This is a genomic window from Aquimarina acroporae, assembly GCF_023195925.1.
In the GTDB taxonomy this organism is placed as follows: Bacteria; Bacteroidota; Bacteroidia; order Flavobacteriales; family Flavobacteriaceae; genus Aquimarina; species Aquimarina acroporae.
This window is the reverse complement of record NZ_JALPRE010000001.1, coordinates 748,384-765,459: the sequence shown is the minus strand read 5'-3', so window position 1 is coordinate 765,459 and position 17,076 is coordinate 748,384. Positions and strand designations below refer to the sequence as shown.

Genomic DNA, 17,076 nt, shown 5'->3' with positions numbered 1-17,076 from the left:
TTTACATCAAAATATATTGATAAACGAGTAGAGATAAAGAAGAAATTATCAAAACGATTTTTAAAATACCTTTCAATATCTTTAAATCTTTGTCGGTATCAAAAGTAAAACATTTGATGATGAAATAGATAAGAGGAGCTACAATTCCTGTAAGGAATAATAGTACTGCTGTACTGTTTGAGAATAGATAACTATAGATATAATACAAAACAAGTGCTATGGGAATTATAGTCAAAGCACCTACCAATTTAATGGTCCTGTCTTTTCCAAGGGTTATAGGAATCGTATTGATACTTAAATTATGATCTTTATCTATTCGTAAACAATCTTTGATAATTTCTCTTAGTATAATGATGGTAAAAGCAAAAATAGAGTAGTCAAAAATGATAGAAAAAATAACGGTTTGAGACGCTTTGTTTTTTTCGGTAATCGCAGGTAAAAGATCAAACAATCCAACTACCAATATACTCAAGGAAACAAGAAGCGCTATACTAAGATTTTTTACTACCAAAATTTCCTTCAAATACGTTGCGTAAATATAAAACATACCAGAAGTTATAATGAATAGCGCCACAAACCCTGGTCTTCCTATCATATTAGCCAAATAAAATCCAATAAGTACTCCAATACAATTAAAAAGGATAAACCAGATATTGGCTGACTTTTCAGAAATATGGTCATAAAGTAATCTTCCTTTTGTGCTAGAAGTGTCCTGATCGTAAATTTCTAATATGATATTCCCCGCCGCTGCTATTGAAACAGTTGCTAAGGTAAGTAAAGCGATACCTAGACCGTTTAAGGTAATTGCAATACCAAACGGCTCGAAAAGACCATATTTTACGCAAAGTTGGGCCAGAGCAATTACGATAAGATTGTCAAATTTTATAAGCTTCAGAAAGGATAGGATCATTGTAAATGGTTATTTGGTCAGCAAATGTAATAATTAATCCATTATAGTTTTCTGTCAATGTTATCGATGATGATATGGTTCGTTTTTCAAAATAGTGAACCCTCGATATAATTGTTCAACAAAGAACAAACGAATCATTTGGTGCGAAAAAGTCATTTTAGATAGAGATAGTTTACTATTAGATCTTTGATAGATTTCTTGACTAAAACCATACGGACCACCAATAATAAAGACTAATCTTTTAACACCACTATTCATTTGTTTTTGAAGTAATTCTGAAAACCCAACAGAGCTATATTGCTTTCCGTTTTCATCTAATAATATTACAAAATCTGTGGTCTGTAATTTATTGAGTATAAGCTTTCCTTCTTTGTCTTTTTGTTGAGTTTCACTCAGATTTTTAGCATTTTTTATGTCTACGATGATTTCAAAATCGAATTTTACATAATGTTTTAATCTGTTGATATAGATGTTTATAAGCTCGTTAAGTTGTTTGTTGTCAGTTTTGCCAACGGCAAGTAATTTTATGGTCATTTTACAATTATCATTTACTTTGCTACATTAGCAAAAATAACCATATAATATGATTAGCGAAGAGCAGTTCAATAAAGAAGTTGATTTAATAATCTCAAATGCTATTAGAGAAGATGTTGGGGACGGAGACCATAGTTCTTTGGCCTGTATACCCAAAACAGCAACAGGAAAAGCAAAACTATTAGTAAAAGATGAAGGTATTTTGGCTGGTGTGGATTTTGCAAAAAGAGTATTTGCTTATGTCGATCCCGAAATGGAGATTGATGTAAAAATTGAAGATGGTTCCAAAGTGAAGTATGGAGATGAAGCCTTCTATGTTTCCGGAAGCTCTCAATCTATTCTAAAGGCAGAGCGATTAGTGCTTAATGCAATGCAGCGAATGAGTGCAATAGCTACTAAAACCAATTACTTCGTAGAATTACTAGAAGGAACTGGTACACGAATTTTAGACACTCGTAAAACGACTCCGGGAATAAGAGCTTTAGAAAAATGGGCTGTAAAAATAGGAGGAGGAGAGAATCATCGTTTTGCATTATATGATATGGTAATGCTGAAAGATAATCATATTGATTTTGCTGGTGGTATCACCCAGGCAATAGAAATGACTAAAAAATACCTTGACGATCAGGGATTAGACCTTAAAATTATAGTTGAAGCCAGAGATTTGAATGAAATCGAAGAGATTCTTAAAACTCCTGGTGTTTACAGAATTTTGATTGATAACTTTAATTACGAAGATACCAAAAAAGCTGTTAGTCTTATTGGGAATACCTGCTTGACAGAATCTAGTGGAGGTATCAATGAAAAAACCGTTCGTAAATATGCAGAATGTGGTGTGGATTATATAAGTAGTGGGGCTTTGACACACTCGGTATATAATCTTGATTTGAGTTTGAAAGCAATGTAGAATATGTCTAAAAACATTGAAGATAAGCTTAATAAAATTCCTGTAATTAACCTATTGGTTAAATTTGGGAAAAAACTTGTTCTTCCTGGTTTTGAAGGTTTGTCTGTTTATGATTTAATAGAAATATATAGTATAGGGATTATAAAAGGAACTTTTTCGGCTAGGGCTAGTTCTATTTCATGGAGTTTTTTTCTTTCTCTATTTCCCTTTTTGTTATTTCTTTTAAACCTCATACCATATCTACCGATCAATCAAGAGAATTTTTTTGAGTTTATTAATGAAGCTTTGCCTAAACAGTCATCAGATTTTTTTAAAGTCATTTTTGATGATATCGCTTCAAATCCTAGAGGGGGGTTGCTATCTACTGTTTTTTTATTGTCTATTTTTTTGATGACTAATGGAATAAATGCTGTTTTTTCAGGATTTGAATATTCTTATCATGTGACCTTAAATCGCAACTTTATTAAACAATATGTGGTAGCCTTGGGGGTGTCAATAATTGTGGCATCGTTATTGTTAATCACCATTATAGGTACTATTTATTTTACATATTTGGTAGATAATTTGAATAAAATAGGAATGGTTGATGACACTGTTTTTTGGCTTACTGTGGGTAAATATGCATTATTTGTTTTTATGATATTTGTAATCATTGCAACATTGTTTTATTTTGGCACCTCAGAAGGAAAACAAAATAGGTTCTTTTCACCAGGAGCTTTTATGACCACCTTTTTGATCATAATTACTACGTATTTGTTTGGAATTTATATAGATAACTTTTCAAATTATAATCAATTATATGGATCAATAGGTGCCATGCTAATTTTAATGCTGTATATCTGGCTCAATGCTAATTTGTTGCTATTGGGCTTTGAATTGAATGCATCATTAATTCAATTGAAGAAAAATTTTAATACATAAATAATTAACACATAACTCAAATTAATAAAATGAAGAAATTTAGTCTATTGTTTTTAACCTTTTTACTTGTTTTATCGGCAAATGCCCAAATAAAAATAGGGGAATCTTCTCTTCCAGAAAAAGTAACATTTAATGGGGAAAGCCTAGTTTTTAATGGAGGAGGAATTAGAACGAAGTTCTTTTTTGATATCTATGCAGGAGCTTTATACCTTAAAAAGAAAAGCAATAAAGCAAGTGCGATTGCAAATGCAGACGAAACAATGGCAATAGAATTGCATATCGAGTCTAGCATGATGTCTAGAAGTAAAATGGCCGGTGCACTTAGAGATGGTTTTGATAAAGCTACCAATGGTAATGTTGGACCTATAAAAGATAGAGTAGAAAAGTTTATCGGCTTTATTAAAGATGAAATAGAAGTGGGACAGGTTTATGACATTGTCTACGAAAAAGGAAAAGGAAGTGTAATTTATAAGGATGGTAAAGAAAAAGGACATGTTACCGGTCTAGATTTTAAAAAAGCACTTTTTAATATCTGGTTAGGAGATAAACCAGCTGATAAGGGCTTGAAAAAAGGAATGTTAGGTAATTAAAAATCAACGAGATATTATTGTATTTTTTTAGTAATTTTAGGTAAACATTCGTCAAAATATTGTGCGTGCATAATAAATTGTTATATATTAGCCTGCTGGAACAAAGAGAGTTAAATATTAACACACCCCAAATAAACCTTAATTAAAAATGAAGAAAATTACCTTAATACTGGTAGCGTTGTGCTCTATGTCTTCTGCTTTTGCTCAAATAAAAGCAGGAAAGACCATTTTACCTATAGAACAAGAGTTTGGAGGAGTTACTTTGAAGATCAATGGCTATGGTACTAGACAAATGTTATGGGTAGATCTGTATGAAGGAGCTCTTTACTTACAAAAACGCAGCAATGATCCAAAAGAAGTTTTGGATGCTGATGAAACTATGGCTATTAAATTAGATATAGTTTCAGGTTTTGTGACGCAAAAGAAGATGATTAAAGCTGTAAAGGATGGTTTTAATAAAGCAACGTTCGGAAATACTAAAAGTCTCGATGATAGAATTACAAAATTTATCAAGTTTTTTTCAGAACCTATCGTAAAGAAAGACGTTTTTGACCTTGTTTATGTAAAAGGAGTAGGAGTTAAAGCCTACAAAAACAATAAAGAACTTGGTGTTATAGAAGGAAGAGATTTTAAATACGCTTTATTCAAAATATGGTTAGGAGAAGAACCTGCCAGTGAAGCGGTGAAGAAAGGAATGCTCGGTCTTCGATAATAGTAAATTATACTACATAAGATATATGTAAACAAAAAGCTATCTTCCTTAAAGGTAGCTTTTTGTTTACATTAGAATTTATAAATGAACTTAAAAAAAGAAATACACTATGCGGTTAACTAATTTTTTTATTGTTGTCCTAATATTAATATCAGGAACAATCTCTGCCCAAGAACAAATATTGGGTAAATGGAAAACCATTGATGATAATACAGGTAAAGAAAGGTCTATAGTCGAGATATATAAAAAGGGAGATAAGGTTTATGGTAAAATAGATCGAATACTTACCGAATCTGAAAGAGGAAATCTTTGTACAGAATGTAAAGGAGAGGATTATAATAAACCTATTGAAGGGTTGGTGATTATGAAAAACCTTAAAAAAGATGGTGATGAATATGAAGACGGAACCATTTTAGACCCAGAAAATGGAAAAGTATATCGTTGTAAAATTTGGGTTGATGAAGATGATCCAAAAGTTTTAAATGTAAGAGGATATATAGCATTTCTTTATAGAACCCAACAGTGGATACGCATATAGAGTGATCACTAATTAGTATCTTTTTTAGGACGTTTAGTAAAATTTAACATTTTACTTCTGTTAGTTTTTCGAAAATTATAGAACTAAACCTAGGTAATCTATAAATAACAAAACTATGAACAGAATAATTACCCTAACATTTTTGATTGCATTTAGCATATCTGCTATCGGACAAATAAGAATAGATGATATTGTTGTTCCTGAGAAATTAACCTTCGGAGAAGAAGAGTTAACCTTCAATGGTGGAGCAATGAGAAAAGTATTGTCTTTCAAAACATATGCGGGAGCTTTATATACCAAGCAAAAGTATAATGAGGATAAAAAGGTTTTAGATTCAGATGAAACTATGGCTATTAGACTTAATATTGCTTCAAAGAAAGTGACTAATGAAAGAATGATTAAAGTCTTCAGAAAAGGTTTTGATGATGCTATGTATGGTAATACTCAAAGTTTAGATGCAAGAATTGAAGATTTTTTAAAGCTTTTTGATTCTCCTATGAAAATTAATGACTACTATGATTTGGTATATTTAAAAGGAAAAGGAATTAAAACTTTTAAAAATGGTAAAGAGCTTGGTTTTATTAAAGGTAGAGATTTTAAATATGCTTTATTTAAAATCTGGTTAGGACATGAACCGGCTTGTCAAATCATTAAGGGAGGAATGCTAGGAATAAGCGAATAATTTTTACCCCATATATTAAAAGCCCAATACATCATGTATTGGGTTTTTTTATTAGATACTATGCAGTAAACTTGTATTTTTGTTTGATAAACGCAACTTTATAGCATTTCATTAGCAATATTAATGTCATATTTTATAGATGTAATCCTCCCAATCCCGCTCAGTAAAGAGTTTACGTATAGTATAACAGCTAATGAGGCAGGTTTTATAAAACCAGGAATGCGAGTTGCAGTTCAGTTTGGAAAATCTAAGGTATATGCGGCTTTGGTCACTAAAGTACATCAAAATCCACCTGCGGTTTATGAACCAAAAGAAATAGAGCACATTCTTGATGAAACTCCAATAGTAACTATACATCAACTAGAATTTTGGACATGGATTTCTAAATACTATATGTGTGCAAAAGGAGAGGTTATGCGTGCAGCGTTACCCAGTGCCTTTTTGCTAGAAAGTGAAACCATTATTAGTAGGAAAGATAATGTAGTTGTAGATGAAACTATGCTGAAGGATGATGATTTTTTGGTTTATGAAGCACTTCAATATCAAAGCATATTAAGAGTACAAGAGGTTATGAATATTGTGGGGAAGAAAAACGTACTCCCTATTATTAAACGATTAATCGAGAAAAATGTAATAAGTCTTCATGAAGAAATCTATGAGCAATACAAACCAAAGTTGGTGCGATATGTTAAGCTTCATACTTCTTATGCTGGAGAAGAAACGTTGAGAACACTTTTGGATAGTATGACCAGGGCACCAAAACAAAGAGAGGTGCTTATGCATTTATTTACTTTACAAGCTCAAAACACAAAACCTGTAAAGGTAAGTGAACTTGCAAATGCGTCTAATGTGTCTTCGGCTGTTATAAAGTCTTTAATAGGTAAGAATATTTTAGAAGAATATCATCTACAAATAGATCGTGTTAATTATGAAGGAGAAGGTAAAGACGTTAAACAGCTTAATGAATACCAACAAGAAGCTTTACATGGTATAGTAACTAGTTTTAAAGAAAAAGAAGTGTGTTTATTGCATGGCGTGACTTCTTCTGGAAAGACAGAGGTGTATACACAACTTATCAATAAAACACTTGATGAAGGAAAGCAAGTTTTGTATTTACTTCCTGAGATAGCACTTACGACACAACTTATAGGTAGACTGCAAATGTATTTTGGAGAGAAGCTTACAGTATATCACTCAAAATATTCTGTGCACGAGCGTGTAGAAGCCTGGAATAATATCAAGGAGAATAAGTCAAAAGCACAAATTGTAATTGGTGCTAGATCGGCTATTTTTCTTCCGTTTACAGATTTGGGACTAGTAATTGTTGATGAAGAACATGAAAGTAGCTTTAAACAATATGATCCAGCACCTAGATATCATGCAAGAGATGCAGCCATCGTTTTGGCCAGAATGTTCAAAGCAAAGGTCTTACTTGGTTCGGCTACTCCTTCTTTAGAAACCTATTATAATGCCATCCAAAATAAATATGGTTTGGTTAATCTTACCCGACGATATGGTAATGTGCTAATGCCAGAAATTAATCTGGTAGATATTAAGACCAAGTATAAAAAGAAGGAAATGACAGGGCATTTCAGTGATACACTCCTAGAAGCTATTCGAGATGCTTTAAAACAGGAAGAGCAGGTCATTCTTTTTCAAAATAGAAGAGGGTATTCTCCGGTGATAGAGTGTAATACCTGTGGTCATTCTCCCCAATGCCCAAACTGTGATGTGAGTTTGACCTTCCATAGTTATAGAAATCAACTACGTTGTCATTATTGTGGGTATCATATTGCGATGCCACAAAAGTGTATGGCTTGTGAAAGTACCGAACTGTCTACAAAAGGTTTTGGAACCGAACAAATCGAAAAAGAACTTATAGAGTTGTTCCCTGATCATCAAATAGCAAGAATGGATCAGGATACAACGCGTGGTAAGCATGGTTACGAAAAAATAATACATCGATTTGAACAAGGTGAGGTTGATATTATGGTAGGAACCCAAATGTTGTCCAAAGGGCTAGATTTCAGAAAAGTAAGTCTTGTTGGGGTTATGAATGCTGATAATTTGTTGAATTTCCCAGATTTTAGGGCACATGAACGTAGTTTTCAATTAATACAGCAGGTTGCTGGTCGTGCGGGAAGAACAAAAAAGAGAGGTAAAGTACTGGTGCAGACTTATAACCCTTTTCATCAAATCCTTCAACAGGTGTCGGTGAATGATTTTTCGGGAATGTTTAAGGATCAAATAGAAGAAAGGCATCAGTACAAATATCCACCATTTTATAGGTTGATTAAATTAACCGCAAAACATAAGGATTATAATAAGGTTAATAACGCTTCTGGGTGGCTGGCAAAATCTTTGAGGAATGTGTTTAAAGAACATGTTTTGGGGCCAGAGTTTCCGCCTATTTCAAGAATAAGAAACCAGTACCATAAGAATATTCTTATAAAGATCCCTCAAGGTCAATCATTGCAAAAGACAAAAGAAGTAATTCTTAAAATACATACTACTTTTAGTAGTATCAAAGAATTTTCGGGAGTACGAATCATTATCAATGTTGATAATTACTAAAAAATCCTGCGTTAAAGCAGGATTTTTAAAGTATATAGTATGTGTTCTTTTTTTAGCTGTTTAAGGCTTCAATAAGAGAATGCTTTTTATGACGACTAAGCGGGATTTTTTCATCTGCGATTTCAATATTTCTACTGTTGTATCGCTCAACCTTATCAAGATTTACAATATATGATTTATGAATTCTTAAGAATCGATCACTTGGTAATTGTGCTTCAAAAGATTTCATCGTAGCTAATACTACTATAGGATCACCTTCTTCCATGATTAATTTTACATAATCACCTAAGGCTTCAACATATTTTAGCTGATTCAAAAATATTTTACGCTTTTTAAGGTTACTCTTTACAAAAATGTAATCATCATCTTCCACAGCTGCATGTTCAGAATTAAGTCTTGACATGCTTAACGCTTTATCAACGGCGGCATTAAAACGATCTTTTTTGATTGGTTTTCTCAAGTAATCTACTGCATCATAATCGAATGCTTTGAAAGCATATTTGGTTTTACCGGTAACAAAGATGATATGAGGTTTGTTTTCTAAATCATCCAACAAGTCAAAACCGGTAAGAATTGGCATCTCAATATCCAGGAATAATAAATCCACAGGAGTGTCAAGCAAACCATTTTTGGTTTCAATAGCATTGTTCCATTCTGCCACTAGTTCTAGTGAAGAATGTTCGTCTATGAGTTTGACGATGGCTAGTCTTTGGAGGCGGGAATCATCTACTACCGCACATTTTAATTGTGATTGTTCCACTTGCATAGGTTATATATTCCAATACAATATTAATGAATATATATTATTTCCCCAAACATTTTACGCTTTTTATCGATAAAAACAGTGTTTCATCGAAGTGGTATTTTAGTTTGAAAATCGGAAAAATAGTCTTACTTTTGCAGCCAATTTTAATTTTTAACTTAGATTTTTATGAATCAATACGAAACTGTTTTCATCTTGAATCCCGTTTTATCTGATGATCAGATAAAGGAAACAGTTAAGAAATACGAAGACATTCTTGTTTCTAACGGTGCCAAGATGATATCAAAAGAGGATTGGGGGCTTAAGAAGCTTGCCTATGCAATCCAACACAAGAAAAGTGGTTTTTATCACTTATTTGAGTACCAGGTACCAGGTGAAGTAATCAACGCTTTAGAAGTTGAGTTTAGAAGAGACGAGCGAGTAATGCGTTATCTTACTGTAAAGCTAGATAAGCATGCAATTGCTTGGGCAGAGAAGAGAAGAAATAGAAACAAACAAAAAGCTTAATTATGTCATCTATAGAACAACAAGCTAAAGGAAAAAAAGATGGAGAGATCAGATATCTTACTCCACTTAATATAGATACTACAAAAAATAAGAAGTATTGTCGTTTCAAAAAGTCAGGTATCAAATATATCGATTATAAAGATCCTGATTTCTTAATGGCATTCGTAAATGAGCAAGGTAAATTATTACCTCGTCGTTTAACAGGAACTTCATTAAAATATCAACGTAAAGTAAGTGTTGCTGTAAAAAGAGCTAGACACTTAGCATTGATGCCATACGTTGGTGATTTATTAAAATAAAATTCGTCGTAACATCATGGAACTTATATTAAAGAAAGACGTTGAGAATCTAGGATTCGCAGACGATGTAGTAGAAGTGAAGAATGGTTACGGTCGTAACTATTTAATCCCTCAAGGATTAGCTGTTTTAGCAACTCCATCTGCAAAGAAGGTGCTTGCAGAAACTTTAAAGCAAAGATCTTTCAAAGAAAAGAAAGAAATTGAAGATGCTCAAAAATTAGCTAAACAACTTGGTGGTTTAGAAATCAAAATAGCTGCAAAAGTTGGAACTGGAGATAAATTATTCGGTTCTGTCTCTAATGCAGACGTTTCTGAGGCTTTTGCAAAAGAAGGAGTAGAGTTAGAAAAGAAATTTATCACTGTACCTGGAGGAACAATAAAGCGTTTAGGTCAGTATGAAGCTTCTGTTCGTCTTCACAGAGAAGTAATTACACCTGTTGCTTTTGAAATCGTAGCACAGCCTAAGTAATAGAAGTTAATAACTCTTTATAAGTATATAAAAGATCGCTCATTTGAGCGATCTTTTTATTTTAATTTTATGATAAATTAATCATCAATTAAAATTAGATAGCTTTCTATGAGAAAAACTCTATTACTTGTATTCATTGCGATAGTTGGATTTATAGGTAACGCACAGGTAACTACCTCCAATATATCGGGTGTTGTTTATGACAATGCCAATCAACTGTTACCTGGTGCAAACATAACAGCAGTTCATGGACCAACCGGAACTAGTTATGGAGGAGTTACAAATTTTGACGGTAGATTCGACTTGATTAACCTAAGAGTGGGAGGGCCGTACCGAATCACTATTAGTTATGTAGGGTTTAAAAAACAACTAATCGATAACGTGTTTTTACAGCTGGGACAAACCTACAATGCAGACATTGTTATGGTTGAAGATGATAATCAACTAGAAGAGGTAGTAATCACATCTAATAAAAGTAACACGTTTAGTAGTGAGCGAACAGGAGCAGAAACAAGTATTGGGAATAGAGAGTTAAAATCATTGCCAACAATCACGCGTTCTGCTGCAGATTTTTATAGGTTAGAACCAACTGCATCTAGTAACGGTTCTTTTGGGGGAAGAAATGATCAGTTTAATAATTTTAGTTTAGATGGTTCTATTTTTAATAACCCATTCGGATTGGATGCTGCTACACCAGGAGGTCAAACCAATGCTCAACCTATTTCTTTAGACGCAATTGATCAGATTCAAGTGTCTACAGCACCTTATGATGTAACTCAAGCAGGATTTACCGGTGCATCTGTTAATGCTGTAACCAAAAGTGGAACCAACCAATGGAAAGGTACAGTTTACGGTTTTTATCGTAATCAGGATATGACTGGAGATAAGGTAGGAGATGATGATATTATAGTTCCAGATCTTACTCAGGCGCAGTACGGGGTAAGCATTGGTGGGCCAATAATCAAGAATAAATTGTTCATTTTTGGAAATTTTGAAAAAGATGATCGTGAAGACTTGGGCTCAAATTTTTTAGCATCTAGACCAGGAGTGACTGGTGCTAATGTATCTCGTGTTACCGCAGAAGATCTTGATTTTGTTTCTCAGCAACTTGCCACATTAGGGTATCAAACGGGACCTTATGAAGGATATACGCACGATACAGAATCTACCAAAGGAATTTTAAAACTAGATTGGAATATTAATGATAAACATAGATTAGCATTAATTTATAACTTCTTAGATGCATCAAGAGATCTTCCTGCCAACCCAGAAGCTATTGGGCGAAGAGGGCCGGATTTAACAACGTTGCAGTTTAGAAATTCAGGGTATAGAATTAATAATAAAATTAGTTCCTTTTTGCTTGAATTGAACTCTAGTTTTGGATCTAATGGAAATATTTCCAATAAATTTCAAGCAGGGTATACCTTTTTTGATGATAGTAGAGATCCTTTTTCTGCACCAGCACCTCCAATCAATATTCAGCAAGAGGGAGTTCGATATATAGTAGCAGGTCATGAACCGTTTTCAATCAATAACCGTTTAGAGCAAAAGGTCTTTCAGGTTACCAATAATTTAAATATTGTAACTGGGGATCATACCCTTACTTTTGGAGGTACTTTTGAAAGATTTGAATTTGATAATTCTTTTAACCTGGGGGTCTATGATTTTCCTGGAGATACTGATAATGGTCTTGGACCAGTAAGTACATTTTTTGATGCATTCCAAAGTGTTCGTACTGATCCTTTAAACCCAGGAGCTAGTTTTGAAGAAGCTATAAATAATGGAACGATAGCAGCGGCACTTGCCAATGCTCAAAATGTATTTAATGCTAATAATGCTTCAGATAATTGGGCTTTGGCCGAAACAAACGTCGGACAGTTTGCTATATATGCCCAGGATAAGTGGAAAGTGAGTGATAAATTGACTCTTACTTACGGACTTAGAATCGATCAACCGCTATATTTTGATACCGAAGATAAAATTGCAGAAAATATAGAACGTGCTGCAGGAGGAACATTTCCAGATGGTAATTACCAGCCAGGAATAACTTATTTTGATGAAAATGGAACCCCTACCCAGTTAAATAGTTTAGACTTGCCTACAAGAAGACTTTTGGTGTCTCCTAGGTTTGGGTTTAATTATGATGTTAAAGGAGATAATTCGTTTCAGATTCGTGGAGGTACAGGAATTTTTACTGGTCGTCTTCCTTTTGTGTGGATTGGGAACCAGGTGGCTAATCCGAACTTCTTTTTCTATACAACTTCTGCTCCAGATTTTAGATTTCCACAAGTATGGAGAAATAGTTTAGGACTTGATTATCGATTTAAAAATGGAATCGTTGCTACAACTGATTTGATCTATACAGAAGATGTGAATGCGCAAATGGTAAGGAACTATGGTTTAGGTGTACCAACAGGCGCACTTAATGGTGTAGATAATAGACCTGTATATCAGCTTTCTGATAGAGCGTTAAATGAATTTGGTGGTCCTACCAACGCATATGTATTTACCAATACAAACGTTGGATATTCTTTTAACTGGTCATTTAAGCTACAGAAGAATTTTAACAATGGTCTGTTTGTTAGTATTGCTTATAATTTTCTTGAAGCCGAAGACGCAAGTTCTTTAGATGCAGAGATTTCTAGTGATGCTTTCGACAGAAACCCTGCATTGGGTAATGTAAATCAAGCAGTAAGTACAACAGCAAGATATGGTGATAAGCATAGAATTGTAGGGCAAATTAATAAGACGTTTAGTTACGGGCAGAATAAACAATGGAGGACTTCTATAGGTGCTTTTTATGAGTATGCTCAAGGCGGAAGGTTCTCATACACCTATTCTGGAGATATTAATGGAGATGGTTCACCGTTGAATGACTTAATTTATATTCCAACTACAGATGAGTTGGCTACCTACAACTTCACAGGAGCAGATTTCAATGCCAGAGAAGCACAAAGAACAGCACTCGAGGCATATATTCAGCAGGATGATTACTTACGAGAAAGAAGAGGGAGTTATGCTGAGAAATATGCCATACTGAGTCCATGGAGAGGAAGATGGGATGTGAAATTATTACAAGATTATGATATTCAAATAGGAGAGAGAACGAATACGATTCAATTAAGTCTTGATATTTTGAATTTTGGAAACCTATTGAATTCAGACTGGGGGGTTATAGAGATTCCTGTTAACGATCAGCCTATTGGAGTTAGTGTCGATAATACAGGAACACCAGTGTATACTTTTGACACCTCTCAAACCAGAACTTTTGCAAACGATTTCAGTTTAGAATCCAGATGGCAGGCTCAAGTTGGTTTAAGGTATATTTTCAATTAATTTTTATAAATAAGTGTTATGAAAAGGCTTTACTCAAGGTAAAGCCTTTTTTGTTTTTATTGATGAATAAGCCTATAGATTAATAAAGCTGTTCTTTTCGTAAGTGCTTCAAAAGTGGTTAAATCGAGAGACTCTTTTGTGGTATGAGCGCCATTTCCCATAGTTCCGAGTCCATCTAAACAATCGACATAATCTGCAACAAAGGAAGTGTCTGCGGCTCCTCGTTTTCCAGGGTCATAAGCTTCGACCTCCCCTTGTCCAAGGTCTCGACTAACTTCATTTAATAGTTCTAGTAATTTTAGATTACCTTGAGTAGGTTGCATAGCTGGGTAACTATCTGTAAAAGCTATTTTAGCCGAAGTATGAGGTAAGTTTTGAGAAACGATTTCTTTCATTTTTACCCATGCATTTTCTTTTTGTTCTTCTGAAATAAATCGTAATCCTCCTTTCACGAGAACTTCCTGTGCCACAACGTTGCTTTTTCCAAAGGCTTTACCTTCACTTTCCGCTTTGTCAAATTCGATATCTGTTCCGCCAAGTATTACTCCTGGATTAAATGTAAGGTACTGTTCACCTTTTACGTCTTCATAAAAAGAGTTTAAAATTCGAGATGTTTCAAAAATAGCTCCAGCACCTATTTGTTCATTAAAAATTCCTGAAGAATGTGCTCTTTTTCCAGTAACGCGCAGTTCCCAACCAGAAGAACCTCTTCTTGCTACAGTGGCATAGTTAAAGCCGGTAGAAGTTTCAAAGCCTAATCCAATCTCACTTTTTTTTGCCGCGTCAATAAGATCTTTTCGGCTTATACTCAAAGGTTTTCCTGTACTTTCTTCATCTCCAGTGAATGCAACTATAATTTGAGCATCTTCTAGCAGACCATTTTCATAAAGCGCTTTAAGTGCATATAAAACAATAACATTACCTCCTTTCATATCATTTACCCCCGGACCATACGCGATATTACCTTCGACGTTATATTGTTGAAAGGGACTATCCTCTTCAAATACGGTATCTAAATGACCGATGAGTAAAATTTTCTTTCCTTTTTGTCCTTGTTGTTCTGCAAATAGATGTCCGGCTCGATGCATCTCTTTGGGCATTTCAACCCACTTGGTGTCAAATTGGAGAGCTTCAAGCTGTTCTTTAAAAACCATTCCAACAGCTCTTACACCTTCTTGATTCATGGTCCCGCTATTCATATTAACTGTTTTTTCCAGAAACCGTAGTGCTTCCTGATGATTGTTAGTTACGGTTTGAATGATGCTTTGTTCTGTTTTTGATAGTTTTTGTGAACTCATGGTCTGTGGAATAATGAATAAGAATAAGAGAGCGTAAAGAGTAAGAATTAATGAGCTTTTCATAGGGTTAGACATTTGTGTAATGCCATAAAGATAATGACTTTATAGCGTTTTGATTTTTTGTGTAATAAGTAATCCTTCAATGATAATAAATCACCAATAATAGTTATTTTTGCAATCAATTTTTTGAGGCATGAAATACCAAAGACTAAGTAAAGAGCAATTAGAAGAGTTACATGTAGAATTTATCAATTTTTTGGCGACTCAATCTATAACTGCAGAAGAGTGGGGCGATATTAAAGCTAATAAACCTGAAGTGGCTGAAGAAGAAATAGATATTTTTAGTGATTTGGTATGGGAAAAGGTGTTGACCGGTGCACAGTATCTTGAACATTTCTCAAAAAATCAGATTCATTTGTTCGAATTACAAGAAGAGCATATGCGTCTAATAGCTATTAAAATTAATAATGATGCTATAGATGTTACTACTCCAGAAGGGTATAATTGGTTAAGAGAAAACTTATTAAACGATGAGGTGGTTTTTTATAATGCTACAAAAGCCTACGGAGATGATCACAACGTCGACAAATTCAAATTAATCCAACAAGGTTCAGCTATTACCAAAGGTGAATTGTTTCATTTTTTTAAACAATTAATAGAAGCCCAGGGTTAAACTTACTCATATCGGAGTGATTCTATTGGATCTTGATTTGCTGCTTTTACTGCTGGGTATAAGCCTGAAGCCACAGCTGTTAAGAAAGAAGTAATTACAGCCCAAGACATAGCAAGCCACGGTAAAGAAAACTGGAAATCTAATATTTTAGCTGCTATAGTTCCTACAAGAATTCCAAGAATAATACCTAGCACACCTCCAATTTGTCCTATAATTACGGTTTCTAAAAAGAACTGTCCTGAGATGGTGTGTTTTTTTGCTCCTAGGGCTTTTCTAACCCCAATTTCACGAGTACGTTCGGTAACAGATACCAGCATTATGTTCATTAAAGCAATAGAAGACCCAAAAATCGTGATAATACTTATGATTCCGGCAGCTACATATAAGTAGGAAGTAATATTCGAGATACGATTGATGAGATCATCGCTTCGTTCAAGTCCAAAGTTGTTTTCTTGTATTGGACTAAGACCTCTTATATTTCTAAAGGTAATGATAGCTTCATCTTGTGCGCCTTCCAAAAATTGTTTATCGGTTACTTTTACACTAATTCCGTAGTTAATATTAGGTAAGGTATACATAGATCTTGCTGTTTGTAGCGGAATTAATACGCGTAGATCCTGATTGTTTCTAAAAGTTGCTCCTTTACTTTCTAGCAAACCAATAACCTTAAATTTTACTCCTCTAATGCTAATGGTCTGTCCTATGGGGTCGGTGGTGTCAAATAGGTTTTTGGTAAAATCTGAACCTATAAGACAAACATGATTATTGTTTTCAATATCGAAATAAGTGAAATTTCGGCCCTTATCAATTTCGGTACCTGTATTATCAAGATAGTTTTCATTAACTCCCAAAACGGTAACTTCGGGATCTGTTTTTTCGTTTTCAAATTTTACTTCGGCACCACTGGTTCCTGTAAAATACACCGAAGTTTTTGCCCAGGGGTATTGAAATCGCTCTGTGAATTCTTTCACATTACGATAGGTGATTACCGGGTTTACTTTTTCGCGATCCCTGTTATTTCTGGTGTTAAATTCGTATCGTTGCAGGTTAAATGTATTGGCACCCATTGAAGCAAAATCGCCAGCTATTGTTTTTTCTAAAGCCCCAAGAAACGTAAGAATACCTACCAATGCGGTAATACCAATTGCAATAATTAATACCGTAAGCGTGGTCCTTAGAACTTGCCCCTTGATGGAGTCCATAGCAATGCGAACATTCTCTTTGAAAAGTGCAAACATAAAATGATTATTAACCAGGTTGCATTATAAGACTATAAAACCCACGGAAAGTTACTTAAAAAAAGTATTTTTTTATCGACAAGATAAAATGTATTTCTACTTTTTTAGATATTTGCAGCCTCAAT

The 17,076-nt window shown here is 34.0% G+C and carries 17 protein-coding genes; 12 read left to right on the top strand and 5 right to left on the bottom strand.

All coding sequences use genetic code 11. The annotated features are described in order from the left end of the window. Position 1 precedes the first annotated feature (1 nt). Together M0D21_RS03820 and rlmH are read right to left on the bottom strand one after the other, a co-directional pair. On the bottom strand, positions 2-910 hold the full coding sequence (locus M0D21_RS03820) for a geranylgeranylglycerol-phosphate geranylgeranyltransferase (RefSeq protein ID WP_248327076.1): 909 nt from the start codon (positions 908-910) through the stop codon (positions 2-4). A gap of 60 nt (positions 911-970) precedes the next feature. Then, positions 971-1,444, bottom strand: coding sequence for a 23S rRNA (pseudouridine(1915)-N(3))-methyltransferase RlmH (rlmH, locus tag M0D21_RS03815; RefSeq protein ID WP_248327074.1), 474 nt, complete (start codon positions 1,442-1,444; stop codon positions 971-973). Positions 1,445-1,493: 49 nt separating this feature from the next. Here rlmH and nadC point away from each other — a divergent pair, with 49 nt between their 5' ends. The 7 genes from nadC to priA all read left to right on the top strand — a co-directional run bounded on the left by nadC (position 1,494) and on the right by priA (position 8,368). Beyond that, the gene (nadC, locus tag M0D21_RS03810; RefSeq protein WP_248327072.1) at positions 1,494-2,351 is read left to right on the top strand and encodes a carboxylating nicotinate-nucleotide diphosphorylase; all 858 of its coding nucleotides are present in this window, start codon (positions 1,494-1,496) and stop codon (positions 2,349-2,351) included. A 3-nt stretch (positions 2,352-2,354) separates the two neighbouring features. Further along, positions 2,355-3,272, top strand: coding sequence for a YihY/virulence factor BrkB family protein (locus M0D21_RS03805; RefSeq protein WP_248327070.1), 918 nt, complete (start codon positions 2,355-2,357; stop codon positions 3,270-3,272). 29 nt (positions 3,273-3,301) lie between these two features. After that, positions 3,302-3,862 carry a chalcone isomerase family protein gene (locus M0D21_RS03800; RefSeq protein ID WP_248327068.1) on the top strand — a complete coding sequence of 187 codons (561 nt, stop codon included), beginning with the start codon at positions 3,302-3,304 and terminating at the stop codon, positions 3,860-3,862. Positions 3,863-4,010: 148 nt separating this feature from the next. Continuing rightward, positions 4,011-4,574: a chalcone isomerase family protein gene (locus tag M0D21_RS03795; RefSeq protein WP_248327066.1), complete on the top strand. Its 564-nt coding sequence runs from the start codon at positions 4,011-4,013 to the stop codon at positions 4,572-4,574. A gap of 109 nt (positions 4,575-4,683) precedes the next feature. After that, positions 4,684-5,112 (top strand): DUF2147 domain-containing protein, encoded by a 429-nt coding sequence (locus M0D21_RS03790; protein ID WP_248327064.1) that lies wholly within the window; start codon positions 4,684-4,686, stop codon positions 5,110-5,112. Positions 5,113-5,227: 115 nt separating this feature from the next. Next, a complete protein-coding gene (locus M0D21_RS03785) occupies positions 5,228-5,794 on the top strand; it encodes a chalcone isomerase family protein (protein WP_248327062.1) in 567 nt (188 codons plus the stop codon). Between the two features lie 123 nt (positions 5,795-5,917). Beyond that, a complete protein-coding gene (gene priA / locus M0D21_RS03780) occupies positions 5,918-8,368 on the top strand; it encodes a replication restart helicase PriA (RefSeq protein WP_248327061.1) in 2,451 nt (816 codons plus the stop codon). A gap of 52 nt (positions 8,369-8,420) precedes the next feature. Here priA and M0D21_RS03775 read toward each other — a convergent pair whose 3' ends face one another. Continuing rightward, positions 8,421-9,134 carry a LytR/AlgR family response regulator transcription factor gene (locus M0D21_RS03775; RefSeq protein WP_248327059.1) on the bottom strand — a complete coding sequence of 238 codons (714 nt, stop codon included), beginning with the start codon at positions 9,132-9,134 and terminating at the stop codon, positions 8,421-8,423. A 165-nt stretch (positions 9,135-9,299) separates the two neighbouring features. Here M0D21_RS03775 and rpsF point away from each other — a divergent pair, with 165 nt between their 5' ends. The 4 genes from rpsF (at position 9,300) to M0D21_RS03755 (ending at position 13,742) form a co-directional block, all read left to right on the top strand. Continuing rightward, positions 9,300-9,638, top strand: coding sequence for a 30S ribosomal protein S6 (gene rpsF / locus M0D21_RS03770; protein WP_248327057.1), 339 nt, complete (start codon positions 9,300-9,302; stop codon positions 9,636-9,638). Continuing rightward, on the top strand, positions 9,638-9,937 hold the full coding sequence (gene rpsR, locus M0D21_RS03765) for a 30S ribosomal protein S18 (protein ID WP_201918229.1): 300 nt from the start codon (positions 9,638-9,640) through the stop codon (positions 9,935-9,937). Before rpsF ends, rpsR begins: the two co-directional genes overlap by 1 nt. 16 nt (positions 9,938-9,953) lie before the next feature. Then, positions 9,954-10,406 (top strand): 50S ribosomal protein L9, encoded by a 453-nt coding sequence (rplI, locus tag M0D21_RS03760; RefSeq protein WP_248327055.1) that lies wholly within the window; start codon positions 9,954-9,956, stop codon positions 10,404-10,406. A 108-nt stretch (positions 10,407-10,514) separates the two neighbouring features. After that, positions 10,515-13,742, top strand: coding sequence for a TonB-dependent receptor (locus M0D21_RS03755; RefSeq protein WP_248327053.1), 3,228 nt, complete (start codon positions 10,515-10,517; stop codon positions 13,740-13,742). Positions 13,743-13,798: 56 nt separating this feature from the next. Here the strand turns inward: M0D21_RS03755 and M0D21_RS03750 are convergent, their stop codons facing one another. Then, on the bottom strand, positions 13,799-15,103 hold the full coding sequence (locus tag M0D21_RS03750; RefSeq protein ID WP_248327051.1) for a M20/M25/M40 family metallo-hydrolase: 1,305 nt from the start codon (positions 15,101-15,103) through the stop codon (positions 13,799-13,801). Between the two features lie 130 nt (positions 15,104-15,233). Between M0D21_RS03750 and M0D21_RS03745 the strand changes: the two genes are divergently transcribed. Next, complete coding sequence (locus M0D21_RS03745) at positions 15,234-15,713, top strand: DUF6495 family protein (RefSeq protein WP_248327049.1); 480 nt, start codon at positions 15,234-15,236, stop codon at positions 15,711-15,713. 2 nt (positions 15,714-15,715) lie between these two features. Here M0D21_RS03745 and M0D21_RS03740 read toward each other — a convergent pair whose 3' ends face one another. Continuing rightward, on the bottom strand, positions 15,716-16,951 hold the full coding sequence (locus tag M0D21_RS03740; protein ID WP_248327047.1) for an ABC transporter permease: 1,236 nt from the start codon (positions 16,949-16,951) through the stop codon (positions 15,716-15,718). Between the last annotated feature and the right edge of the window lie 125 nt (positions 16,952-17,076).